General features: G+C 63.8%; 17 protein-coding genes. 5 read left to right on the top strand and 12 right to left on the bottom strand.

Annotation, left to right across the window (positions count from 1 at the left end; translation table 11 throughout):
• Positions 1-27: 27 nt before the first annotated feature.
• Genes EO99_RS0106040 through EO99_RS0106025 form a run of 4 tightly spaced genes read left to right on the top strand, consistent with a single transcriptional unit; the run spans position 28 to position 3801 of the window.
• Complete coding sequence (locus tag EO99_RS0106040; protein WP_029617743.1) at positions 28-726, top strand: DUF2848 domain-containing protein; 699 nt, start codon at positions 28-30, stop codon at positions 724-726.
• Positions 727-734: 8 nt separating this feature from the next.
• On the top strand, positions 735-2048 hold the full coding sequence (locus tag EO99_RS0106035; protein WP_077067040.1) for an amidase family protein: 1314 nt from the start codon (positions 735-737) through the stop codon (positions 2046-2048).
• Positions 2045-2851: a hypothetical protein gene (locus EO99_RS0106030; RefSeq protein WP_029617741.1), complete on the top strand. Its 807-nt coding sequence runs from the start codon at positions 2045-2047 to the stop codon at positions 2849-2851. Before EO99_RS0106035 ends, EO99_RS0106030 begins: the two co-directional genes overlap by 4 nt.
• A 53-nt stretch (positions 2852-2904) precedes the next feature.
• The gene (locus EO99_RS0106025) at positions 2905-3801 is read left to right on the top strand and encodes a LysR family transcriptional regulator (RefSeq protein WP_029617740.1); all 897 of its coding nucleotides are present in this window, start codon (positions 2905-2907) and stop codon (positions 3799-3801) included.
• Between the two features lie 106 nt (positions 3802-3907).
• Here the strand turns inward: EO99_RS0106025 and EO99_RS0106020 are convergent, their stop codons facing one another.
• From EO99_RS0106020 to EO99_RS26230, 8 genes are all read right to left on the bottom strand, one after another.
• The gene (locus EO99_RS0106020) at positions 3908-5011 is read right to left on the bottom strand and encodes an FAD-dependent oxidoreductase (protein WP_029617739.1); all 1104 of its coding nucleotides are present in this window, start codon (positions 5009-5011) and stop codon (positions 3908-3910) included.
• Positions 5004-5675 carry an ATP-binding cassette domain-containing protein gene (locus EO99_RS0106015; RefSeq protein WP_029617738.1) on the bottom strand — a complete coding sequence of 224 codons (672 nt, stop codon included), beginning with the start codon at positions 5673-5675 and terminating at the stop codon, positions 5004-5006. Before EO99_RS0106015 ends, EO99_RS0106020 begins: the two co-directional genes overlap by 8 nt.
• Positions 5676-5678: 3 nt before the next feature.
• Positions 5679-7319, bottom strand: a complete 1641-nt coding sequence (locus EO99_RS0106010) for an ABC transporter permease (RefSeq protein ID WP_037111288.1) — start codon at positions 7317-7319, stop codon at positions 5679-5681.
• A 90-nt stretch (positions 7320-7409) separates the two neighbouring features.
• A complete protein-coding gene (locus EO99_RS0106005; RefSeq protein ID WP_029617736.1) occupies positions 7410-8639 on the bottom strand; it encodes an ABC transporter substrate-binding protein in 1230 nt (409 codons plus the stop codon).
• Between the two features lie 112 nt (positions 8640-8751).
• Entirely contained in the window at positions 8752-9456 is a 705-nt protein-coding gene (locus tag EO99_RS0106000; protein ID WP_235776770.1) for a TVP38/TMEM64 family protein, read from the bottom strand.
• A 52-nt stretch (positions 9457-9508) separates the two neighbouring features.
• A complete protein-coding gene (locus EO99_RS0105995) occupies positions 9509-10135 on the bottom strand; it encodes a CDP-alcohol phosphatidyltransferase family protein (protein WP_029617734.1) in 627 nt (208 codons plus the stop codon).
• On the bottom strand, positions 10132-11643 hold the full coding sequence (locus EO99_RS0105990; RefSeq protein ID WP_029617733.1) for a dihydrolipoyl dehydrogenase family protein: 1512 nt from the start codon (positions 11641-11643) through the stop codon (positions 10132-10134). Before EO99_RS0105990 ends, EO99_RS0105995 begins: the two co-directional genes overlap by 4 nt.
• A 288-nt stretch (positions 11644-11931) precedes the next feature.
• Positions 11932-19440 (bottom strand): Ig-like domain-containing protein, encoded by a 7509-nt coding sequence (locus EO99_RS26230; RefSeq protein WP_051679719.1) that lies wholly within the window; start codon positions 19438-19440, stop codon positions 11932-11934.
• 98 nt (positions 19441-19538) lie between these two features.
• Here EO99_RS26230 and EO99_RS26225 point away from each other — a divergent pair, with 98 nt between their 5' ends.
• Positions 19539-20456: a LysR substrate-binding domain-containing protein gene (locus EO99_RS26225; protein ID WP_051679718.1), complete on the top strand. Its 918-nt coding sequence runs from the start codon at positions 19539-19541 to the stop codon at positions 20454-20456.
• Between the two features lie 165 nt (positions 20457-20621).
• Here the strand turns inward: EO99_RS26225 and EO99_RS0105975 are convergent, their stop codons facing one another.
• The 4 genes from EO99_RS0105975 to EO99_RS26220 all read right to left on the bottom strand — a co-directional run bounded on the left by EO99_RS0105975 (position 20622) and on the right by EO99_RS26220 (position 25670).
• A complete protein-coding gene (locus EO99_RS0105975; RefSeq protein ID WP_029617730.1) occupies positions 20622-20951 on the bottom strand; it encodes a hypothetical protein in 330 nt (109 codons plus the stop codon).
• A gap of 157 nt (positions 20952-21108) precedes the next feature.
• Positions 21109-21531, bottom strand: coding sequence for a c-type cytochrome (locus EO99_RS0105970; protein WP_235776769.1), 423 nt, complete (start codon positions 21529-21531; stop codon positions 21109-21111).
• Positions 21532-21578: 47 nt separating this feature from the next.
• The gene (locus EO99_RS0105965; RefSeq protein ID WP_029617728.1) at positions 21579-22886 is read right to left on the bottom strand and encodes an HlyD family type I secretion periplasmic adaptor subunit; all 1308 of its coding nucleotides are present in this window, start codon (positions 22884-22886) and stop codon (positions 21579-21581) included.
• Between the two features lie 33 nt (positions 22887-22919).
• A complete protein-coding gene (locus EO99_RS26220; protein ID WP_051679717.1) occupies positions 22920-25670 on the bottom strand; it encodes a calcium-binding protein in 2751 nt (916 codons plus the stop codon).
• Positions 25671-25682: the final 12 nt, after the last annotated feature.

The raw sequence follows: 25682 nt of genomic DNA, 5'->3' as shown, positions 1-25682 counted from the left end.
CGTTTTCTCAATCTCACGGAATCCCACATGACACATGAAATCGAATTCGACATCGCGGGCCACGGCAAGGCATCGATCGACATCCACCGCGGCATCATTGCGGGCTGGACGGGGCGCAATGCTGACGCCGTCAACCACCACATCGCAGAACTGCAGGAGATCGGCGTCCCGCCGCCAAGCACTGTGCCCCTCTTCTACCGCGTCTCCGCAAGCCTGTTCACCACCGACGAGATGATCGAGACCGTGGACGCGACGTCATCGGGTGAAGCCGAGCCGGTTCTGGTCGATGATGGGACACGGCTTTATCTGGGGCTCGGCTCCGACCACACGGACCGCTCCCTGGAAACGCATTCCGTCGCCCTGTCCAAGCAGATCTGCGCCAAGCCGGTGGCGCCCGTCCTGTGGCCGTTCGACGAGGTGGCGGGCCATCTCGACGAGATCCACATCCGCTCCTTCATCCGGGACGACGCAAGCGCCGAATGGGTACCCTACCAAGACGGCAAGCTCGCCTCGATCCGCCCGCTGGGCGAACTGGTCGCCTCCTCGCCGGCGGCATCCGGTGCGCTGCGCCTGAACGCCGGGACGGCCATGATGTGCGGCACGTTCGCCGTCCTGTCGGGCGGCGTGCGCCCGTCCCGTTATTTTCGGATGGAAATGGTCGACGACAGACTGGGCCGGACGATCAATCACTGCTACGAGATGAGCGCCCTGCCCGTCATTTCCTGAGGCCAATCATGACAGATATTTCGCCGCTTCGCGCCGCTTCCGGACGCATCAGCTTTCGCGCAGAGGATCGCACGCGCCATGCCGTCGATCGCGTGATGGCACTTCCGCCCCAGGTGCTGGCCTCGATCTTCACCCGCTTCGACGCCGCGCGGATCATGGACGAAGCCGCCGCGCTCGATGCCGATGCAGCGCTCTGGAAGCAGCCTCTCGCCGGGCTTCTCGTCTCGATCAAGGATCTGTTCGACGAGGCCGGCCTCACGACGACCGCGGGATCGGCGATCCTTTCCGGCGCGCCGGTCGCGCGTCAGGACGCAGAGGCTGTCCGACGGCTGAAGGCTGCCGGCGCCATCGCCTTCGGACGCACGACCATGTCTGAATTTGCCTATTCGGGCGTCGGGCTGAACCCGCATTTCGGCAATCCGCAGAATGGTCTCGGTCCCCTTCGCATCACCGGCGGATCGACCTCGGGTGGCGCCGTGACGGTGGCGCTCGGGCTAGCCGACGTGGCGCTCGGTTCCGATACCGGCGGCTCGGTCCGCATTCCCGCCGCCCTGAATGGCCTGTCCGGCTTCAAGCCCACCCAGGCATCGGTGCCTCTGGACGGCGCCTTCCCGCTCTCCCAGAGCTTTGACAGCATCGGGCCGCTGGCGCGCAGGATCGCGCAATGCGCGGCCGTCTACGCCGTGCTGTCGCAAACCGAGCGTCCTTCCTCCGTTGCTGGCGACAAGCCGCGGATCGGCGTCGTGCGCGGCTTTCTGACCGATGGGCTTGATGAGCAGGTCGCCCGCGACTTCGAAGCCGCACTGCAACGCCTTTCGGCCGGCGGGTTCGATCTCGTCGATGTGGATCTGCCGATGCTGGAAGGCTTTGGCAACGTCAATCGCATTCTCGTCGCGACCGAAGCGCATGCGATCCACGAGGCCCGGCTCGATGCCTTGGAAACCGTCGGCGATCCGCGCGTCCTGAAGCGCATTCGTGCGGCCGAAGGATTTGGCCCATCCGAGGTTTCCGATGCCGTTGTTCAACGCAAAAGCGCCATCGAAGCGTTCGGGGCGATGAGCCGTGACTTCGATGCTTTCGTCACGCCGACTGTTCCGACCGTTGCGCCTCTGATTGCCGACGTCGAGGCCGACTTCGACAGGCTCAATGCCTTGATGCTGCGCAATCCCTCCACCGTCAACTTCCTTGACGGCTGTGCGGCGACGCTTCCCATGCATGGCAAGCAGCCGCTTTCGACGGGGCTGATGCTGTTTGGACCGGGTGGTGCGGATTGGCACGTGCTGGAACTCGCCGGGCGGGCACAGGCCATACTGGAGGCATGAGTGATGTCGGCCCGTGGACGGACTTTCTGGTGCGAATGTCGTCCACGGCCATCGTCGTCGTCTTGATCACCTGGGTTGCAGCGCGGCTCGGTCCGAAAATCGGCGGGGTCCTGATCGGCCTGCCGATCGTGCTGGCGCCCGGCTTCTTCTTCATGCTGCGCGATCACCCCCTGGATTTCGTTGGCTCCAGTGCGTCGGGCGCGATCTATTCTCTCGCCGCGACACAGATCTTCCTCGCAGCCTTCGTCGTGGCGTCCACACGCATGGGTGCCATTACGGCCATGGGCTGTGCCATTCTGGCGTGGAGCGCACTGGCTTTCCCTTTCGCCTTCCTGCCCCACGATCCACTGGTCGGAGCCGGCCTGTTTGCTCTGGCCACGGTATTAGCGCGCATGATCGGCCGCCGCTTTGTCCATACCAGCAAACTGCCACCCTCACCGACGCGCTGGAGCCTGCTGATCCTGCGCGGCCTTGCGGCGGGGGTGCTGGTGGGATGCGTGACCTTTGCGGCGTCCCGTCTCGGTGCCTCGCTTTCGGGCACCCTTCTGGCATTCCCGATCGGCTTCTGTGTCATCCTCCTGTCGCTTCGGCTCGACCAGGGGCCAGAGATGGCCAGCCAGACCGCCCATGCGGGTCTTGTCGGCGTCATCGGTCTTGCAGGCTTCTGCCTTGTCCTGGCCGTCGCCAGCCGGCTCATCGCCCCATGGCCGGCCTTTGGTGCCGCGCTTCTCGCCTCCGTCGCCGTAACCGCTATCTTGACCGCGAGGGCGCAAAGCGGCCGTACAGAGAGCCGCTTGCTTTGAAGGGCTGCCGATGAGCATTGTGCGGTACTGGCATCGTGACGGGGCATGGCGAGATGGTTGATTTCAAGGGGCTGGAAACCTTCCTCTGGGTGGTTTCCCTCGGCAGCTTCAAAGGCGCAGCACAGAAACTCAACACCACCCAGCCGGCCATCTCGCACCGCATCGCCCAGCTCGAGATCGAGCTCGGCTTCAAGCTGCTGACGCGGGAGACCCGCAACATCACCCCCACGGCGCGCGGCCGCCAGGTGCTGGCCTACGCCGAGAAGATGATCGGCATGCGCGCCGAGATGCTGGCGGCGCTGCGCGATGTCTCGGCGATCCGCGGCATCATCCGGCTGGGCGTGGCCGAGACGATCGTTCACACCTGGCTGCCCGACTTCATCAAGGAAGTGAACCGCTGCTACCCGCATCTGTCCATCGAGATCGAGGTCGATATCTCTCCGTCGCTGCGCACACGCCTGCTCGCGCAGGAAATCGACATCGCCTTCCTGCTCGGCCCGCTGACGGCGCCACTCCTGCGCAACCGCCTGCTCTGCGAATATGCGGTGGGCTTCGTGGCGAGCCCTGCCCTGGAGGTTCCGAACCCGGCGAACGTTCATCAGCTTGCAGAATTTCCGATCATCACGTTTGCGCGCAAGACACAGCCCTATGAATTGGTGAAGTCCCTGTTCAACAGGCCGGATCTGCCCGCCATCAAGCTGCACGCCAGCGCGTCGATGGCAACGGTGGTCCATCTTGCGCTCGAGGGCATCGGCATCGCCGTCATCCCCTATCAACTGGTGCAGGACGAGTTGCAGGCCGGGCGGCTGGTGCTCATTCAATCGGAGGCGAGGATGCCGCAGCTGTCGTTCTGCGCAAGCTGGCTCGAGTCCCCCGACACGCTGGCAGTGGAGCTCGTCGTCGATATCGCGGCCAGGGTCGCGGACACGCGGGCCGCCACAGTCGCCTAATCTGATCGCAACGCAGTATCGTCAATGGCTTCTTCAGCGGTAGTCTCCGGGCTGCAAGAAGCAAGCCCTGCGCTGGACGAAACACGGGCGATACGGTGGCGATTGTTCACGAATAGCGCCGGACAAATCGGGTGTCGTTGCGGTGCTTCCATTCGGACACCCAGCGTCCGCTGAATGCCACACCCCATTTGTCGGCAATCGTGCGACCGTCGGAAAGCGAGATCAGTGCCAGCCAGGCACGCTGCGGCCTGAAGGGCAGCAAAGGCTCGCGAGACAGAGAACGGCAGATGTTCTGCGCCAGCACCGGCCCCTGCCGGACGGCAAAGACACCGGCCTTGGGTCGAGGATCGGGAAGGGACGCGACATCGCCGGCGGCGAAGATGTCGGGATGTGAAAGGGCGCGCAGCGTCTCGTCCACGCAGATGAAACCGGCCCCGTCGAGGTCCAAGGCCGTTTCTCGCAGCCAGTCTGGCGCGCCGCTTGATGTCGTCCAGACGGCATCGTCTGTATCGATCCGCCGGCCGTCGCGCGCAATCAGCGTGCCGTTGTCGAAAGCCACGACATCGAAGCCGGGATGGTGCGCGATTCCGGCCTGCTGCAACTCGTCCTCCACCATTCGCTGCGCCCGATTGCTGCGCGCCGGAACTGGACGGCCTGCGCGGCCCACGAGTGCGATCTGCACCCGTTTGCCAAGCAGACGCTTCTTTAAGGCGAAGGCGACTTCGACGCCTGCCACTCCTTGGCCGACAACGGCAAGATGGAGCGGCCCCTGATGCCCGGCAGCCAGGGCATCCAGCCGCGCCAGCCGTTCGGTGAAGCTCGCGATCGGTTTCACCGAGACGCCGCCCGAGACGCCCTGGGGCAGGCTTGGCGTGGAACCGATATCGAGCGACAGAAGGCGGTACGTTAGAACCCTTCCGTCAGAAAGCAGGACATGCCGTCGCTTGGCGTCAATTCCCACGGCAGCCCCCTCGACAAACGAGACGCCGCTACGCCTGCAAAGCGCTGCCAGATCGATATGAAAATCCTCGAACTGATATCGTCCTGCGATGTAGCCCGGCAACATTCCGGAATACGGTGCATGGCGCGATGGCGAGACGAGAATGATCTCTCGACCAAGGTTCAGGCGCCCCAGTTGTCGTACCACCTCCACATGGGCGTGACCGCCGCCGAGCAGAACAACGGGATTTTTCGTGCCGGTCTCACGCATGGCTTTTCCCTTCAGCACTGATGCGGTGCACGAGACCACCGGCGGCCTCTGCATCGGCCTCGTCATGCGTCACCAGGATGATCGGCAGTCCGGCATCGCGCGCCTTGGCAAAGACGAGATCGCGCATTTGCGCGCGCAGGTCCGTGTCGAGTTTGGAAAAGGGCTCGTCCAGCAGAAGCAGCCTCGGACGCGAGATCAGCACACGCGCCAGGGCGACGCGCACTTTCTGGCCGCCCGAAAGCGTTGCGGGATCACGGGCCTCGAAGCCCTGAAGATCCATTTCCGCCAGGATGGCGGAACCGATCCGGCGCCGCTGCTTCCGCCCCGACACATCGGGAGGGATGGCAAAGGCCACATTCGCCCCCACCGACATATGCGGGAAGAGAAGCGGATCCTGGAACAGGATGCCTGCCCGTCTCGCTTCCGGCGGCAGGTCTAGAAGGTTCGTCCCGTCGATGGAGACCTCGCCCTCCGCCTGGAATGCAGGGTCGAGAAAACCGCCGATGAAGGAGAGCAGCGTGGATTTTCCCGATCCTGACGGCCCCATCACCGTCAGCACCTCGCCTGGCAAAACAGTCGCAGACAGATCGATCAACCGCTTTCCGTCGAGCCGGATGACGATGCTCGATAGCGAGAGGCCGGGTCTATCGTTGGCTTTCATCATCCGTCAGACCCTCATCTCTCGGCGCTTGCGGTGAAGCATTGCGGGCAGAAAGGCTGCCAACGAAAAGGCAATGAACGGCAACAAGGTCTGCAGCAGGGCGTAGACTCCAATGACGCGTCGATTGTTGCCCGAGGCAAGCGCCACCGCTTCGGTGGTGACTGTCTGCAACCGTCCCTCGCCGATCAGCAGTGTCGGCAGATATTGCCCGACCGAGACTGCGAAACCAACGGCGCAGGCCGTCAGGATCGGCCGGATCAGCATCGGCAACCGGATGGAAAGAAGCACGGAAAGTCGAGAACGCCCGAGCGCCGTTGCGACAATCTCGTAACGCCGGTCAAGCGCGCGCCAAGGGTCGGCCAGCGACAGAAATACGTAGGGCAGAACAAAGACGAGATGAACGAGGATCAGAGCGGCGTACCGATACGGGCTGCCGCTGCCGATGAAGAACAGTTGCAGGCCGAAGACGAAGGTGATCTGCGGCACGATCAGCGGCATGTACAGAATGAGCAGTCCTCTCTCGCCGCCCGCTCGCCCCGTCTGCGTTTCCCGTTCCAGGCAGCCGATCGTCAAGACGATCGCCGCAAGCGTGGATCCGAGACCGGTGACAAGCGTGGTCTTCAGCGGATCCAGGACCCGCGGCAGGGCATTCTGCCAGCTTCGCAGCGTGAGGCTTTCAGGAAGGAGATCGGGAAATTGCCAGAGGCCGGCAACGGACCAAATCGCCAGGATGCCGAGGCCCGCAAAGACAGTGACACCGATAATGCCGATCATGAGGGCCGAAAGTCGCCGCAGCAAGGCATCTGTCGCCAAACGGTATCCGTGATCTCGTGCGAAGCGCAGCAGTTTGCTGCCGAGATGCTCGAGGCCATACCAGACAAGGATCGCCCCAACCGTCACCGTTAGCTGCACCAGCGCGCCTGCAGAGGCCAGGAAGCGGGCGGAGAGATCGGGGTCGTTCATCCATTGCACCAGGCGGGTGGCGAGCGTGCCCGGCAGGTTCGGCCCGAGGATCACCGCCACGTCCACGACGGAACTCGAGTAGGCTATGACGGCATAGACGGCAAAACGGATCTGCCGGTAGAGCGCCGGCCAGAGGAGGTAGAGGAAACCCGCGATACGCCCATAGCCAAAGGACGCGGTCAGCCGCCGGGAGGCGATCAGGTCGACCTGCGGAAGCGCCGCAAGCGTCACCAGAAACAGGAACGGCGTTTCCTTGGCGACCAGTCCGGCGATCATCGCAAGGCCAAGAGGATCGTGCGGGATCAGGATGTCGGGCGGCCGGTCGATGCCGGCCAGGGGCGCGACGAGACGGATCAGATAGCCCGACGGCGCGATCAGAAAGGCCAGCCCAAAGGCCGCCGCCGCATGCGGAACGGCAAGGAGTGGGGAGATCAGATGCTGCAGCCGGGTCATGACGGGCGTTCCGGCAAAGCTTGCCATGAAGAGCATCGTGACGACGAGCGAGATTGCCGTCGCAGCCAGGCCCGTCGCAAAACTGAGCACGGCCGCGTGAGCGAGGCCCGGTGTGGCAAACAGGCTTCGGAAGGTTTCGAGACCCAAGGCATTCCCGCCAAGCACCGGCAGATAGCCGAAGGCAGGAAGCAGGGTTCCGAGGAGGCCGAAAGTTATCGGCAGCACCAGCAGCGCGACAGTGGTGAGAACCGCGCTCCGGGCAAAGAGCGCGGTGCCACTGCCTGTCGTCCGTTTCTGGGCCGGGCTGCGGTCAGACACGGATCAGTTGCCGCTGGCATAGCGCCGGCGCCATTCGGTCTCGATGCGATCCATCCAGCTGGCATGCGGTTCGGCGATGACCGGACCGAGCTCGCCGGGTGGGAGCGTCGCAACGCCGAGGACAAGCGACTGGAAAGCGGCGCGATCGGCCTCCGGCAGCTTCTCCATGGAAAGGACCGTCGGATCGCCCCAGTACGTCGGGTCCTGCTTGCGCAATTGCGCCTCCGGAGAGATCAGGAAGTTGGCGGTGAGCAATGCCCCTGCCTTGGCATTGGCATTGTAGGGAATGGCAACGAAATGGGTATTCCCCAGTGTTCCGCCGGGAAAGGTGAAGGAGCGGATGGTCTCGGGTAATTCACCGGCGCGCACGCTCCCCGAGGCCTCTGCCGGATTGAAGGCGAAGATGATGTCCAGTTCGCCGTCCGCCAGCTTCTGCTTCATGTCGGGATAGTTCTGCGGAAAGGCCTTGCCCGAACGCCATGAGACCTCATGCAGTTCGTCGAGGTAGGCGAAGAGCGGCTCGACGTCGGCGTCGAAAGTCGACTCGTCCACCGGCCCGGCAAGTTTGGCTGGATCAGCGGTCACCTCGTGCAACACCTGCTTCAGGAAGGAGGAGCCGATGAAGTCCGGCGGCGCGGGATAGGAGAAGCGACCGGGATTGCGCTTCGCCCAGTCTAGCAGTTGTGCCGTATCGTCCGGCAGGTCGTTTTGGTCGGTCCGGGCGCTATCGTAGAAGAAAACCATTTTCGCGCCGCCCCAGGGGCTTTCCAGACCCTCGGTAGGCTCGGTGAAATCGGCGAGGATGGTCGGCTGGTTCTCGACATCCACATATTGCCAGTTGGGAAGCGATGTCGCCCATCCGGGCGAGAGAAGCAGGCCCTGCTGCTTCATGGAGACGAAGTTCTCGCCGTTGATCCAGATCAGGTCGACCGACCCGCCTTCGTTCCTGCCTGCGGCCTTCTCCGCCACCACCTTGGCAACGGCGCTTCCGGTGTCATCCAGCTTAACCTGGGTTACCGTGACGTCGTGCCGCTCCCGCATCTCCGCTGCCACCCATTCCAGATAGGCGTTGATGTTTTCGGAGCCACCCCAGGCATTGAAATAGACCGTCTGGCCGACCGCGGCCTTCTCGATCGCCGGCCAGTCCTTCACGTCGGCTTCGGCCGCCAGGACGTTCAAGCTGCCGATCCCGGCAATCACAGAAGCTATCAAAAGTCTGGTGATGATGCGCATCGCGTGCCGTTCTCCCTTGTCTTGCTGTCGGTGCTTCGCCTGAAGCCCCGCCTTTCCATGATTTACTCTGCCGAGAGCCCCATGGATCATGTCCGGCTAGCGGCAGACATCATCAGCCGCTCCCGCGCCGACGCAACTGTCGGACGATCGTCGGGGTGAGCGCGATCGCGGCCAGCGCCAGGAAAGCCAGAGTGATCTCGCCCGTCACGAGATCGGAGATCTCAGCCTCGCGACCGGCTTGCTGCGCCGCGACGAGCACGCTGTCGACGCCCTGGCCCAGATAGGCATAGGCGAAGGTGCCGGGCAGGATGCCGAGAAAGGTCGCTGCGACGAAGCGCCCGAGGCTGATATCGAAGAGAGCGGCTGCGATGTTCACCACGAAGAAGGGGAAGACCGGCGCCAGCCGGATGACGAAGAGATAGCCGAAGGCATTCTCGCGGAACCCCTCGGCGAGCGTCTTCACCACGCCATCCACCCGGTGTCGCAGGAAGCTGCCGAAGGCCGAGCGCGTCGCGAGGAAGAGGATCGACGCGCCGATCGTGGCGGCGACGGCGACGAGCGCGCCTCCGAGCAGCCAGCCGAACAGGAAGCCACCGAAGATCGTCAGGATCGACGCTGCCGGAAAAGAGAAGGCGACGGCGACGATGTAGACGCAGACGAACAGGACAGCCGACCAGAGCGAATGGGCGTCGACATAGCTCCTGAGCGCCTGACGCTGTTCGGCCAGGAAACCGAGGCTCAGATAGTCCTGCAGGCCGAACGCATAGCCGAGCGCAAGGCCCAGCAGCACGACGCCGACGGGTACAAACCGCGTCATTTGCTTCCTGACGGAGCCGCCCGTGCCTTGGCCATGCGGTTCGGTTTGCTCGTCAATCATGTTTGAGATCATTCCCGGAAAAGGCGAGCCAAGCCTGCCGCCAGCGGACAAGCGTGGTCAGAGCGCAAATTGCCGCAAACCCATAGGCGATGATCGGGAAGGCGCCCGGAAAAAGGCACATCGCGATGAAGACGGCGATGGTCTCGACTCCCTCCGCCAGTCCTCCGGCATAGTAGATCCCCTTCGTGGGAAACTCCGGGGCGTTTCTGCCGAGCTTTGCCGCGACGGCGGAGAAGGCGAGGAAGGAGGAGCCCGTCCCGACGAAGGAAACGATCAGGACGGCAGCTGGCAGCGCATTCGCGTCGGGAGCCGATACGGCAAAGCCGAGCGGGATGAGCGCGTAAAACACCATGTCGAGCGCGATGTCGAGGAAGGCGCCGCGGGCCGTCGGCCCCTGGATGCGCGCCACGGCTCCATCCAATCCGTCGAGAAGGCGGTTGGCGAGGATCAGCGCCAGCGCCAGCAGCCAGATGCCAAAGCACAAGGCGGCAAAGGCGCCGAGACCGGCGAGAAAGCCCACCATGCTAATGACGTCCGCACGCACTCCATAACGCGCAAGGAACTCCGCGCCCGGCTGAAGGGCGGCGCGCTGCAGGGGCAGGATGCGGGCATCGATCATCCGCGCCTCCAGGTCTGGAAACGCTCAAGCAGCGAGAGAAGGAAGCCGTTGATGTGGTTGCGGCGCCACTGGCCTGCCACCATCTTGTTGGCTTCCGCCAGCGTCGGATAGATATGGATCGTGCCGAGGATCTTGCCGAGGCCGTGCTTGTGCTTCATGGCGAAGACGAATTCGGCAAGCAGGTCGCCGGCATGCGCGCCGACAATGGTCGCACCGAGGATCTTGTCCTTCCCCGGTACGGTCAGTACCTTGACGAAGCCCCGCGCGGAGCCATCCGCGATAGCGCGGTCGAGATCGTCGATTCCGAAACGGGTAACCTCGTAGGGGATGTTCCTCTCCCTCGCCTCCGTCTCCGACAGCCCGACGCGCGCGACTTCCGGATCCGTGAAGGTCGCCCAGGGAATGATGGTGTAATCTACCTTGAACCGCTTGAGGTCGCCGAAAAGCGCATTGATCGCGGCGAACCAGGCCTGATGCCCGGCCACATGCGTGAGCTGGTAGGGTCCTGCAACGTCGCCGGCGGCGAGGATGTGGGGATGCAGCGTCTGCAGATAGGCGTTGGTCTGGACGGTGCGATCGACCTCGATGCCGAGTTCCTCCAGACCGAAACCCTTCAGGCGCGGCGTTCGGCCAACCGCAGCAATGATCTCGTCGAACGAAATCCGGCGCTTCTGGCCCGCACTCTCGATCTCGATCCACCTCCCGTCTGCCCCAACCCCGCAGGCGATGGCCTTGTGATCGGTCCGCACCGCAACACCGTCCGCCGTCAGCGATGCCTCAACCAGCGACGAAGCATCCTCGTCCTCGCGCATCATCAGGCGCGGTGCCATTTCGATCTGCGTGACCTCGGAGCCGAGCCGTGCGAAACTCTGCGCCAGTTCGCAGCCGATCGGACCGCCGCCCAGCACCACCAGCCGTTTCGGTGCCTCGGGCCGATGGCGCAGGCGGTCCCACAGCGTGTCCGAGGTAAGATAACCGACCTCTTCCATGCCGGGAATCGGCGGCACGACGGGTTGGGCGCCGGTGGCAATGATGATCGCGCGGCTCGTCAGCCGCAGGGTTTCGCCGTCATTCCCGGCGATTTCGACCGTCCAGGGATCGATAAATCTGGCATAGCCCTGCAGCACCTCGACACCCAGCGACGTATAGCGCTCGACGCTGTCGTGCGGTTCGATCTCGGCGATGACCTTGTGTATCCGCTCCATCACCGCGGAGAAGGAAATCCTCGGCTCGACGGATTGCAGGCCGTAACGATCGGCATGCCGCATCTGCTGCGCCACGCTGGCGCTCTTGATGAGCGCCTTGGAAGGCACGCAGCCGAAGTTCAGACAGTCGCCACCCATCTTGTGCGCCTCGACCAGCGTCACCTTCGCCTTGGCACTCGCTGCGATATAGGCAGACACGAGCCCTGCCGAGCCCGCACCGATCACGATGAGATTGCGGTCGAACCGCCTCGGCCGCATCCAGCGCCGATCGGCGGGTGCGGGCCTCTGATCGGTCGATGCCATGCGGGCTCCTTGGATATACGTGGCCCATTGGGCAGTCACGCAAAGAACTGTCAAACCACGAGTCTGTTACGCAGGGGGGAGACCCGACGTTACAGCGGCGCTTCGCGCACCAACTCTTGAAACCGGAAAGCGGTCGCTGATTGCAGGTGGCACCATGACGTCCGGACCAGGCGGAAATAATTGCCAGAAAGCGCGTTTGGTCCCCGCCTCGCGAATACGACAGGGCCGGGATCGTCAAGATCCCGGCCCTGTCGTCTGCGTCTGCACGCTCCGTCCTTTTTCGCCTGCTTACGCCGCGAAGTAGAACTGATCGGCGGTCAGCTGGTCCTTCGTGATATTGGCAATCGTCAGCGTGGCGCCGTCGTCCAGCGTGATGACGGTCCCGAGCGCGGTTTCGCTCAGGTGTTCGGCAAGGCCCGCGAAGTCGTGGATCTCGCTCGAGGCCAGATCGATGACGTCACCGGCTTCGAAGTCCATCACCGTGTCGTGGCCGAAGCCGGCGCGGAACACGAAGCTGTCCTTGCCCGCGCCGCCGTTCATCCGGTCGTTGCCGGCACCGCCCGCCAGGATGTCGTCGCCGTCGCCGCCGAACAGCGTGTCATGGCCGTAGCCGCCATGAAGCACGTCTTTGCCGCCATTGCCGAACACGTAGTCGTTGCCTTCGCCCGCCTCGACCACATCGCCGGCCTTGCCACCGAACACATAGTCGTGGCCAGCGCCCGCATCGATTGCCGAACCCGTGACCCCGGCAAACAGCGTGTCGGATCCCGCCGTGCCGCTGACCACCTCGAGCGCCTTGCCTTCACCATCCACCGTCAGCGTGAACTGACCGGTTGCCGTGCCGCCATGGCCGTCCGAGACCGTATAGGACAGCGTGAGCTTCGCCGTCTCGCCTTCGTTGAGCCCGTCGAACAGCCCCTTGCCGTCAAAGGCAAGCTTGCCGCTTGCGTCGATCGAGAATGCCGCCTTGGCTGCATCCTTGTCGAGCGCAATGCCCTCGACGCCCACCACCGCAAAGCCCGAAAGGCTCAGGATATCGCCGTCGACATCAAGGTCGTTGGCGATGAGATCGAAGGTCTTGGTCTCGCTTTCCTTCACGCTGCCGGTATCTGCGACCGCCACCGGCGCATCGTTGACCGGCCTGACCGCCAGCGTCACCACCGTCTCCACCTTGCCGCCATGGCCATCGGTCACGGTGACGGTGAAGCTGTCGGCGCCGTTGTAATCGGCGGCGGGATGATAGCTCCAGGCACCGGTCGAGGGGTTGACCGACACCGTGCCGTTCTTCGGACCGAAGCCGTCCTTGATGCCATAGACAAGGGTGTCGCCGTCGGCATCCCTGGCGACGATCTGCCCGGTTATGGCGGCCTCCTCATCACCCGTGGCCGCGGCCGGCTGGTCGACGACAGGGCCGCGGTTGACGATGGCGGCGGCGAGCTCGTCCGCCGAAAGTACGGAGCCATCGGCAAAGGCCACCACCTCGACACCGGCGCCATTGCCGGCGAGCTGGTCCTTCAGCGTGATCGTCTTGCCGGCGATCTCGATCTCGACATCACGGCCATGGCGGTGGATGACGACATCGGCCCGCGTCGCATCGTCGAGGAACAGCCGATCCTGGTCGTCGGACGCCGCCGTCTCGAAGATCACGTCGGAGCCATCGCCGGAACGATAGACGTAAGTGTCCGACCCCGTACCACCCTGCAGCTGGTCGTCTCCTTCACCGCCGTCCAGCACGTCGTCGCCGGCCCCGCCGATCAGGTAATCGGCGCCCTCGTTGCCGATCAGCGCATCACTGCCGGCTCCACCGCTCACATAGTCATTGCCCTCAGCGCCGATCAGCGTGTCGTCGCCGCCGTCGCCATAGAGCTTGTCGTCGCCGCCAAGCCCCTGGATCACGTCGTTTCCGATATCGCCCAGGAGCACATCATCCTTGTCGTTACCGACCAGAACAAGGTCGCTGGCCGGCGGCTGGGTGTTGGAGAGTTCGATGATCGCCACGTTGTCGAACTTCACCCCGGCAGCCTTCCAGCTGTAGACGCCGGCAGACCCTACCCTGACGTCGTCGAGGACAACCGGGTAGGAGAACAGGCTGTGTCCGTCGACGGTCACCTGCAGCTTGCCGTTGAGCACGTCGGCTGCAAGGTGGAAGGTGTCGCCGGGCGTGAACGTGGTGCGCACGCGGCCGATAATCTCCTCGTAGCCCTTGACCACCTGAACGACCGTCGCGAGGCGGGCGTGGGCGTCGATCTCAAGCTTGGTGTAATTGTCGGCATCGACGTAGTTCAGCATGAAGCCGACACCGCCGGCGGCGGTCGGGACGGTGATATCAGCCTCGATCGCGTAGTTCTTCAGTGCCTTGTTGCCGGCGTACAGTGCGTAGGTCCCCTTGTGGAGGGCGTATGAGCCGTCGCCGAGCGGCGACCAGCCGCGCTGCCACAGATCGGGAACGCTGGCGCCGGATGGGGTCCAGGTCAGCTCACGGCTGTAGGCTCCTTCGCGCTCCACCAGCGCGCCATCGACCACCGCCCAGTTTGCGGAGCCATCGACGCGGACGCCTGCCCCGTTGAACTCGGTGGTGTCGATGATGGTCCAGCCGTCCATCGAGCCGTCATTGAAGGTCTCTGCAGTGATGATGCGATCGCCGGTGACGACGTCGACCACCATGGCGTCGGTGTCATCGCCGACGGTGACCACGACCGTTGTGCGGCCGGGGCCGAACTCCTTGGTCAAGGTATTGCCGTTGACGGTCTCGCCACCTGCCGTGATCACCGGATTGGCGCCGGTCGACAGGCTGGCATTGATCGTGGCGGTGGCCTTCCCGTCGCCGTCGAAGTCGATGATGCGCAGATCGGCTCCGGCATCGGCCTCATTGGTTGGCGCGCGTACGGTAATATCGTCGAACAGCGAGCCCTGGTTCTTGCTCGAATAGAAGCCGACGGTGCCGGCGCCGAGCGGCGCGGTGTCGGTCACGAGGCCGCCGAACAGGAGGACACCGTCGAGCGAGACGCCAATGGTGCTGCCACGCACGACCACCTTCACGTCGACATCATGATAGAAGGTGTAGCCACCGGCCTCCTCGGCCAGCACTGTCTTGACCCCGTTCTCGATGCGGACAAGCCGGCGCACATTGTCGGCATTGGAGACCTCGAAGCGGTAGCAGTCGCCGGTTGCCTCGTCGTAACGAATGACGACCCCCATGGTCCCCTCTTCGAGCGACAGCATGCTCGTCTCAAGAAGCATGTCGCCGATCATCGCGCCCTTCTTGACGAAGGTGTTGTCGGTCCCGCCGGAGAGATCGTAAAGCGTGCCTCCGACACCGCCGAGGGCGTCGTCGGCATCGCGGCTGTTGGCCGATCCCTTGACCACGAAGGACTGGTCCGGTGCGCCTGGAACCACGACGGAGACCTTGGCGCCGCCGAAATCGGTCGAGTTGAGGCTGCCGTTGAAGTTCAACTGGACGTCACCGGCAGCACCCGATGCAAGCGGACCGTTTGCGTCGACCCCGCCGAGGGCCGCGATCGCCTCGCCGGACATGGCACCCTTCACGAAGGTGAAGGCCGACAGCGAAGCGCCTGATGTCTCCTTGTCGTCGTCACTCATGATGTAGAAGCCGTGTGCGCTGTTGAAACCCCAGCGCGTGCCGTCCGTCACGTCGGTATCGACCACCTGCGTGCCGACCAGTTCACCATTGATGTACTTGTTGAGGATCTGCTGCTTGCCTTCGATCTTGAAGGTGAAGGCAAGGCGGTTCCAGGTGCCGTAGTCGAGCGCACCCTCGTAGGCACCGGCGATGCCGATGCCGGCTTTGCCGTTACCCAGATCGCGGACGAAGAGTTCGGCGTCGCTCTTGTTGGTGCTGTCGGTCTGGAACAGCGAAGTGAAGGCGTTGTGGCCCTCCTCGACGAACAGATCGTAGATCAGCGTGAACTCCTTGACGTCGCCGTGCAGGCCTGTCGGCATCACCTTCACCGCACGGTCGCCCGGCAGCGCGTCGACGTGCAGCACGCCGGTTGCGACGCCTTCGGCGATAGGCGGCAGGTTGAACCCGATATCGGTGCCGAGTTCGACGGTGGTGGCGGGGTCGATCTCGCCGACCTGATACCAACCGTCGGCATTGCCGTCATTGAAGTTGTCGCTGAAGTAGGTCTTGTCCGTCTCGACGATCACCTTCACCTCATCGGTGCTGCTGACGCCATGCGCCGTCTCCACCGTGAGCGTGATGTCGTGCCGGCCGGCGCCAAGCTCGACCGTCGCCTCGCGCCCTTCGGCGATCACGTGGCCGTCGGCGTCGCGCCAGATATAGGCGGTGACATCCTTCCGCTGGTCGACCGTATCGGCCGCCGACAGCGTTACCGTGGCCTTGTCCGCACCCGGCTTGGCGTCGACAAGCTGGTCGTCGCCGGCCTCTGCCACAGTTTCGGGTGCACGGTGGCCGAGGTTGGCGTCGTCGAGTGTCTCCTCATGTCCGACATATTCGCCGGTCAGGCCGTCGCGGCTCTTCTCTGGCGTTTCGCGCGAGCCGTTGAAATACAGGTCAAGAGCGCTGAAGTAGGTCTCGGTGTAGATCTTGCCGTTATCTGGGTCGATCGTCACCAGACGGATCGCGCCGTTGCCGCCGTTCGGCCCGAGCGCTTCGTTGCCGGCGCCGAGGATCTCGTTCGAAACGCCACCCTGGTAGTTCACCACGAACTGGTAGACGTTGTAGCCGAACGCGTTCTGGTCGATCGTCGTCTCGGCGCCATCGCCGAAGACGTGGCCGCCGACGGTGAACACCACGTTGGAATGGCGCTCCACCACCTGGCGCCACAGCATCTCGCCGTCCCAGGCACCTTCGTCGCTGTTCTTGAGGCCATAGTCGTAGCCGGACGGCTCTCCCACAAGCTTGTCGCCGATCGAGTCGAGGCGACCGTCGAAATTGTTCACGGTGTGCTCGAGGATCATCACCTTGCGGTCGGCATATTTCGTCAGGACGTCGTCTGCCCAGCGCATGACGTCGTCACGCTGGCCGAACTCGAGGCTCAAGATGAGCCAGCCGGTGCCATCAGGCGCGTCGTAGAGGTGATAGCTGTTGTCGATCCGGCCGGGTTCCTGATCGTATGCGCCGCCATAGGTCGGGTCCTGCGCCATATAGGTGGTCGAGAAGTACTTGTTGAACAGCGCAGTGTCGCGGACGTTGGACTGCCCGTTGTCGCCGACGTCATGGTTGCCCGCGGCAACGGAGAACGGGATACCTGCCTTGCGCAGGATGTCGTAGGCCGCGTTGGCAACCTTCCATTCGGCTTCCGTGTTGTTGTTGGTGATGTCGCCGACGTTCGAGACGAAGCCGATGTTTTTGCCGTCGGCGTTGTCTGCGATCCACTTCATCATGTCGATCATGACTTGCGAATCGGTATTGCGGCCCGACGGGTAATCCTGCGTGTCGGGGATGATCGCGAAGGTGTAGGCGTTCTCGCCAGCGACGCGGATGCGCACGTTGTCGGTCAGCGTCTCGCCGCGGTCGCTCACGGCGGTGATGACGAGGTCGGAGTAGTCCAGGGTGTCGCCGAAGGCGAGGGTGAGAACGCCGTCCTTGATGGTCGCCTGAACCACGTCGCCGTTGGAGTTCTTCACGGCGAAGTCGTGCGCACCGTGGCCGAATACGTCGGCGAGGTTGTAGGAAATCGGATCGTCATGCGCCTTGACCAACATGTCCTTGATGGGCTTGGCGACATTCACGTCGTCGATCACCTTGCCGTCGGTGAAACCGAAGTCCGGGGTCGGCTTGTTGTCGTCGAAGCCGACCTGCAGCGGCGCCTTGGGGTCGAAGCTGTCCGGGGCGGTTTGCACGGCATCGCCGACAAAGTCGATGTCGTTGCGGCCTTCCAGCAGCAGTTCACCGGAGGGGCCGTCCGGGTCATTGGTGGAGATGTCGAAGTTGAGGATCTTCATCTCGGCATTTTCGCCGCCGGTGGCGCCGGAGAAGCCGAACTTGGCTGAACTGCCGACCACGGCAGCAATGTCGACGGCCTGGCTGATCAGCGGCTCGGACGGCTTCTGGTCGGTGTCGGAGAGGTAGACTTTCAGCCGGCCTCCCTCATACTCCACCCAGGAATAGAGGTTCTCGCCGCCCACGAGTTTGAACGGCAGGTTCCATTGGGCCACGACCGCTGGGGCCTGTGGGCCACCACCGACGACGAGACGGACCGAATTCGCGGACTGCTCGCTATCGTTCTGCCAGATATCGAACACGACCGATACGATGGGAACAACCTGGCCCGCAGCGCCCGGAACACCCATGTCACCACCACCATTGCCGAGATGCTGCTCGAGATCGGCGCTGTCGATACGGAACGCGAAGCCGTCGGCCGGACTGTTCTTCTGGTTGGTGATCCGGAACGAGAAGGCCGCATCGAAGGTCAGCCCTTGGGTGTCGACCGTGTCGACCGTGAAGAAGCCACCCTTGCGATCGCTCTCTTCCGCAACCAGTTGGACCGGCTTGATCACCGGCTCACTGCCGGGCACCGGCGCGTCGAACGGACCGTCGGCATCGACGGTGCCCAAAGCGGCGATGTCGGCAGCCGAGAGCGCGGACGGGTCGAGACCGAAATGTGCGATGTAGCCGCTGCCGGTATTGCCGAATTCGTCCGCCAGCAGCATCAGCGGCTTGTTTGTATCGATGGAGAAGCGCTCGGTGTCCACCGTCTGGGTGCCGACCAGCGTGCCGTCGATATATTTCGACAGCAGCGAGGTGCCGTTCCCCAGGTCCTCGACGGTGAGCGCGATACGCGTCCACGCGTCGGTCGGGACCTTGCCGTCATACTGGCCGTCGGTGCCCAGGCCATGGTCGGCGCCGACCAGGAAATCCGCAGCGCCCGTGTAGCTGCCCTGGGCGCGCAGCAGCGCCGTCGAACCTTCGTCTGACGCGTTGAGGTAGATGTCCCACACCGCAGTGTAGCTCGTCAGCGTCTTTGCTTCGACCGGGAAGGTCACCGCGAGACCCTCGCCCGCCTCGTATCCGTTGAAGGAGAGGATCGAAATGTCCTGGCCGCCGGGAAGCTCGATGCCGAACTGCGAGGCAAGGCCGAAGGCGCTGTCTCCGCGCGCAGCCGGCTCGCCTTCCGGCGTCAGGCCTTCCAGATCGACGGCTGCATCGCCGTAGCGCGGCGTCACATCTGCATTCGCGAAGTCGATCTCGACGGCTGCAGCGGACGGGGCGGCGGCAAAGAAGCCGCCGGCATCGGCTTTCGCGCCCGTCACGAGGAGCGGGGCGACGTCGGCGATCTCTGTCGAGAAGAACACGCTGGACACCGCGACCGGCGAGGTTTCGCCGTCGTCGTCGGTGAAGAGGGTCAGGCCGAGCTCGGGCTGGATGTCGAACCGGTCGGTATTGCCGGCGTTCTGCGTGCCGATGAGCGTGCCGTCGGCGTATTTTGTCAGGGTCATGTTGCCATTGCCGTCCTCGGTGACGGTGACGACGATGCGCACCCAGCTGTCATAGGCGACCTTGCCGTCATATTGGCCCGAGATCCCGAGGCCCATGGTGCCGTCGCCGTTCTCGTGCAGGAACAGGTCGCCGTCGCCGGTGTCCTTGCCGAGCTGGGCAAGGCCGACATAGCTGTTTGCCGGCGACGGGACATAGATGTCGAACGCGAGCGCCCACGTGGTGATGGGGCCGGTCTGCCCTGCGAGCCGGATCCGCAGCGACTGGTCGGAGGTGAGACCATCGGTGAGAAGGATGTTGCCGTTGACCCCGTTGATCGCCGGGACCGACAGTTCGGTCGTCGTGCCTAGCACCACGCCATCGAATACCTGTGTCATGAGTTTGCCTCTCGCTGGACTTGTCGTCGAGCGCTATTGACGCAAAATTAATTATTAGGTCAAATTGATTAGAATCCGTCATAATATAGGTAGTCCCTATGAATTACGCGCAGATCAGAGCGTTCTATTCGGTGGTGCGAGAGGGCGGGGTGGGCCCCGCGGCCAAGTTCCTCAACGTCTCGCAGCCGACGGTTTCGCAGCATCTACGGGCGCTGGAGGAGACGGCCGCCGTGCCACTGTTCGAGCGGCGGGGCCGCGGCCTCGCTCTCACCCCGGAGGGCGCAAGGCTCTTTGCGGCAGCCGAGCACCTGATGCGCGCCGTTGCCGCGGTGGAGGATTCGCTCGCCACCCCCGGCGAGCTCGAACGCGGGCGCCTGCGGATCGTGTCGGACTCGCCGCCGGTCGTCGTCCAGCTCCTGAAGCGCTTTCGCGACCGTCACCAGGCTGTGACGATCTCCACCGCGCTCGCCTCCAAGGCGCAGATCATGGCCGAGATCGCCGATGGCGAGGCCGACTTCGGGATCACGGTGGACCCGACGGTCGGCGTCGACTACACGGCCATCCCGCTGCGCAGCGACGGGCTGTCCCTGTGCGTGTGGCGGGGCCATCCGCTCGCCCGCAAGCGGCGCGTCGAACTCATGGACCTCGCGCCAGAGGTGCTCCTCCTGCGTGAGCCCGGTTCGCGCACCCGCAACCTGTTGCAGCAAGCCATGAACCAGCGCGATGTGACGCCCCGCGAAGCGATCGAGATAGGCAGCCGCGAAGTCTTGCGTGAAGCGGTGGCGTTGGAGATCGGGGTCACCGTCTTTACCGCATCGGAGTGCCCGCCCGATCCCCGCCTCGCCTACGTCCCTATCCACGAGCCCGGGCTGATGATCGTCGTCCACGAGCACCTCGTCTTTCGCAAACGCACCCTCATCCGGCCCGAGATGGCGGCGCTGATCGAGATCGCGCGTGACTACAGCGCCGAGCAGGCGGGCCAGCGTATGGCCACGGCGTCGGCGCGATCCGGTTAACCTGCGTCCCCGTGCACCCCGGCTCTGTCGGGAAGGCACGGCGTACGCCGAAGCCACGCCACCTCCCGGGACAAGATCTCGTGGAGGCAATCTCGTTCGCTGCTCAGCATGCTTCACTTGCGGCGCAAGGCATCAGGAACTTTGATATCCATCGAACGTGGTGGGCTATCCATTCCTGGGCGGCAGTCTTCGCAGCCCCAGTACGGCAAGGATGGCGCGTGTTGCCATCCGGACAGAACGTGGGCCTCGTTTCGCTGACAGCGTCTGCGGCGGCGGGGCCGATCCTGGGAAATCTTCCGTTGACGGAATGACGGAGAAGCAGTCATCGCAGTTCATGTCGGCGATCAGCTTTCTGGTCGGCTGAAGGAGGTCCTCTGGTACCTTGAGATAGCTATAGGTGGGGGAGCGGCCCTCTTTCTGCGCAAGCGCCAGAACGTAAGCCGCCACCACCTGCCATTGCGCGTTGCTCGCATCTACCGCTTCGATCCGCTGCATGGGTTCCCTCATCGCTCCCAAAGGACGCCGTGGTCATGACATCGTACCCGTTCTGCTCAAAGTCGGTGGCGCAGCTTTGTCCCGGACGTCGGATCCAGAACTGCGCAGCCCTCTGTGGACGGCAGGCAGGCTTGAAGCCGCCTACTGAACCAGCCGCCTACTTCTTCACGCGATAGCTTTCATGGCAGTCACCGCAGACTGGTCCAATGGCCTGGACAGCTTGCTGAACACCTTGCTGATCTGCAGGCAGCTCGGCCAACAGCGACGATGAAACATCTTCCAGCTTTTGCGCCTTTGCGTGAAAATCATCCTTGTTGCTCCAGATCTCCGGCTTGGCCTCCGTTTCCATCCCGCTTTCCGATCCTTCGGGGAAGTGATCCGGGAATGCCTGGATATTGGTGTTGATGGTCGTCAACGCGGTCCGTACGGCCTCTGCGTCATAGGGCTTTTCACCCTTTGCGATGCCGCCCAGTGTTCCGACCGACTGGCCGATCCCCTTCATGAGGTTCTGCCGTACGGCCTGCGGTTCCTGCTGCGCGAGAACTGCTGTTGCGACACCGCAACCCAGAACGACCGCCATGACGATCCTGATCTTCTTCATGCGACTTCCTCCACATCTTGCTGTTTCTAGTCTTCCCGGAACGCTTTCATCATCTGGTCGGTAAAGGGCTTGGTGAGATAGGAGAGTGCGGTACGCTCGTCCGTCTGCACGAAGACCTCGACGGGCATTCCCGGCATGAGCTTGTTGTCACCGAGCTGCTTCACATCGACGAGCGAGATCGAGGCGAGATAATACGGCTGTCCGGTCGTACGATCTGTGATCGTGGCGGCTGCGACGACTTCAACCTCGCCGCTGAGTTCCGGAGTGGTCCGCTGGTTGAAGGCGGTAAAGCGCAGGCGCGCCGGCTGACCGACAGCGACCCGGTCGATATCGATCGGTGGAATGCGCACTTCCACCTTCATCTCGTCGCTGTCGGGAACAATCGACATGACTGTTGCACCGGGCGCGATGATGCCTCCGAGCGTATGTATCTGCTGGTCGTACACGAGGCCATCGACGGGCGCCCGCACGTCCATCCTCTTCAGGCGGTCGCTCGCCGCAACGGCTCGCTCCCGCAGTTCGGCAAGCTTGGCGTCAAGCTCCAGGATGGCGCTCTGGGCCTCCTTGCGCGCGGCCTGATCGATGGACAGCAGCTTCACGTTCACCTCGCTGATCCGCCCCATCGCCTCCGCACTCTTGGCCGCAAGTTCGCCGCGCGCCCCTTCGATCCGCGCCTTCTGGCGCAGCAGGTCGCGTTTTTGCGCGATCGGTACCAGCCCCTTGGAGAGGAGACGGTCCATCTTTTCGATCTCCTGATCGATAATGGCCCCCTCCCGCTCGTTGGACTCGCTCTGGGCTGCAAAGCCACGCATCTGTTCGTCGAATTGCGCCGCCTGGAGGCGCAGCTGCTCCTTCTGGCTGGCCAGCATGCGTCGGTTTTCCTCAAAGAGCTTCGTTTCCCCGGCCGTCACGGCCGCGGCCAGATCCAGCTCGGGAAACACGATCGACGGACTGTCGTCCCGCTCCGCGATCAGCCGTGCCTGCATGGCCGAGAGTTGCTGCAGCTGTGTCTGGATGATCGCAAGCTCTACTCTTGTCTGGGTGTCATCCAGCCGCAGCAGGACATCCCCCTTCTTCACCTCATCACCATTGGTGACGGGTATCTCCGAAACGATGCCGCCGTCGCGATGCTGGATGATCTTCACCTGATCCGGAACCACCACATTGCCGGAGGCTATGACGGCTCCGGCAAGCTTCGCCTGGGCGGCCCAGCCTCCGACGCCGACGACCAGCAGCCCGGCAAGTGCTGCCGAGACGACCACCCGCGACGATATCCCGAACTGCTTGTCAGTTCCCTTGGCGCTGGCCTCAGCTGCGCCGTCAACCTTACCCATGGCAGATCCCCCTGTTTGGCGTCTCGAGCCGGCTCATGTCTGCGCACCCTCCTGGGCGGCCAGTTCCAGAGCGGCGAAGATGAAGTCCTGATCCGTCAGCTGGTAGCGGCCATGCAGAAGGATCTCGATGTCATCGTCATGCTCGAGGTCGACGATCGCCCTGACGATGGTCTTTTCGACGTCCTCGAACTGCTGATAATAGAAGGTCACCTGCCCCGCTTGCAGGTTCTCCCCAAGGCCCATGCCACCGAACAGCATCTGGTGTCCGAAAGCGGAGAGGTCGATGCGATCGCCGGTGGCGAAGTCGCGGATCTCGTCGGGAGAATTTCCTGCAACCGACTGAAGCCCGAACACGAAGATGTCGTTGCCTTCGCCCCCGGTCATGATGGTGACGCTCACCCCATCCGTCAGCCGGTCGTCGCCGCTGCCGCCCATCGCGGCCTCGACGCTGGTCAGATGATCGACGCCGATCTCGCTGCCGGTGGCAACGCCGGTCTGGAGGTTGATTGAGACGCCGAGCGTGGTCGCGGAGGCGTCATAAAGATCAAGGCCGTCATTTCCGTCGAAGGAATCGTCGCCGTCGGAGGAATTCCTGCCCGACAGGCGGGCGATGACGAGGAACGTGTCGTCGCCATCTTCCCCCTCAACGTCGTCCTGGCCGTCGCCCCCGACGAGAATGTCGTCGCCGTCCCGTCCCCTCAGGCGGTCGTTGCCGGCACCGCCATGCAGGATGTCGCCATCTTCACTGCCCCGCAACTGGTCGTTGCCGGCGCCACCGCGGATGATCTCGAAGCTGTGAATGGTGTCATGGCCGATTTCGGCTCCCTCGACATATTCCTCCTTGAGGTCGGCGACCACGGCTTCGATCAGGGCACTGAGATCCAGCGTGTCCGTGCCGTGTCCGCCGTCATAGACATCGTCCCCATCATTGCCTTCACCACCGTCGGTGAGATCGGAATCGTTGTGATCGTCATTCCCGTCGGAAGCCGCCGCCGTTCGGGCAAAGACAATCACCACGTCGTCGCCCTCGCCGGCGCAGACCAGGTCGTTGCCGTCACCGCCGACAAGCTCGTCGTTGCCGGCCCCACCGTGAAGCTCGTTCGCGTGGCTGTCGCCTGTGAGCAGGTCAGCGCACTCGCTTCCGATGATGTTTTCGAAGCCCTCCATCTGATCGGTGCCGATGTCCTCCCCCGTTGCCGTCCCGGCCTTAAGGTCGATCACGACCCCGGAACCGACCGCGCTAGCGTCGAGGGTGTCCACACCGTCGCCACCGGAATAGTTGTCATTGCCATCCGTCTCCGGCTGATCGTCATGACGCTCTTCCTCGCCGGCGATTCCCATGCGGGCGATATCGTTGCCGGCGCCGCCGATCACTGCGTCATTGCCGCCGCCGCCGGAGAGATCGTCATTGCCGGCGCCGCCTTCGAGCAGGTCGTTGCCCGCTTCACCAAGCAGCAGGTCGTCGCCTTCTTCGCCGAACAGGCGGTCATCCCCCGCTCCGCCAGCCAACAGATCCTCGCCGGCGCCGCCCATGAGGCTGTCGTTTCCATCCTCCCCGTAGAGATCGTCATGACCGGCACCACCGAACAGGATGTCGTCGCCCGCGCCGCCAAAGAGAATATCGCGACCTGCGTCTCCGTAGAGAACGTCGTCGCCATCGCCGCCGAGCAGGGTGTCGTTCCCCTCGCCGCCGTAAACGATGTCGTCACTCTCGCGCCCGTAGATGAAGTCGTCGCCGCCGCCACCGCTCACGACGTCTTCGAAGGGCGTCCCGAGCAGGCGATCGTCCCCCTCCGTCCCCCAAATCTCCTGGGGGGCAGGCCTCACCAGATCCATGGACGCCTGGACGGTGATGGTGCCGTAGCCGTCGCCGACCTTGTAGGTGAAGATCACTTCGCCAAGCGCGCCGCGCTCGGGCGTGTAGAGCCAGCGGCCAATCCCATAGGCCTCGATCCGTCCTTCGGATACCCCCAGATCGGAGACGGACAAGCTGTCGCCGTCCGCATCGTGAATCCGGCTCAGGAGATCGTCGAGCAGGATCAGGGCCGACAGGTTCATGGCGGTGTTCGGAAGGGCCGAACGCCCCGTGGACACCGGAAGCCGGTTGACCCTTTCGACGTCGTCGTCACCGTCCCCGGTTCCGCCATTTCCGCCGTTTCCACCATTGCCACCGCCTCCGGACGTCGAGCCGTTGCCCTGGTCGAGCGGATCGGGATCTTGCGTGCCGTCCGACGCGGCCGTCGGCGAGCCTGACGGCCCGCTGGATCCGGCAGATGGCGGGCTGCTGACGTTGAGGCCGTTGCGGCTCGGGAACCGGAAACTGTCGTCGCCGCCGAAAATGCGGGTGTCGTTGTCGTTGAAGGCCCTGAACAGGCGCTCCATGTGCGCCGCCGCCGGATAGCCGCCGTCGCTGCCGACATAGCGCAGCCGAACGGAAATCGTACCGGGGGCGCTTGCGGCCTCTCCCTCACCCTGCGCCACCATCTCTTCCGAGATCTGGCGCAGGAAGTCCGCAATCTCGTCGATCCTCCTCAGGTTCTGGTCCACCGACGGATTGCTGCCGACGACCTCGTCGTCATAGGGCTTGGGTGCCGACCGGAACTCCTCTTCCTGTCCGTCGTCTGAGCCGGCTATTTCCGCCCCGATTGCGCCGACGACCAGAGCCGGCAGCACGGCATACTTCGCCCGGCTCTTCTGATCCTTCTCGCTGAGGCGGAAGACATTGGCAGGCGCGAGCATGGCTCTGCCGTCGTTCGGGAGGCCCAGTACTAGTTTGTCTTCCATGACCTGGCCCTC

Source organism: Pseudorhizobium marinum, from assembly GCF_000705355.1.
GTDB classification, from domain to species: Bacteria; Pseudomonadota; Alphaproteobacteria; order Rhizobiales; family Rhizobiaceae; genus Neorhizobium; species Neorhizobium pelagicum.
The sequence above is the reverse complement of the archived record's forward strand: the minus strand, read 5'-3'. Positions and strand labels throughout refer to the sequence as shown.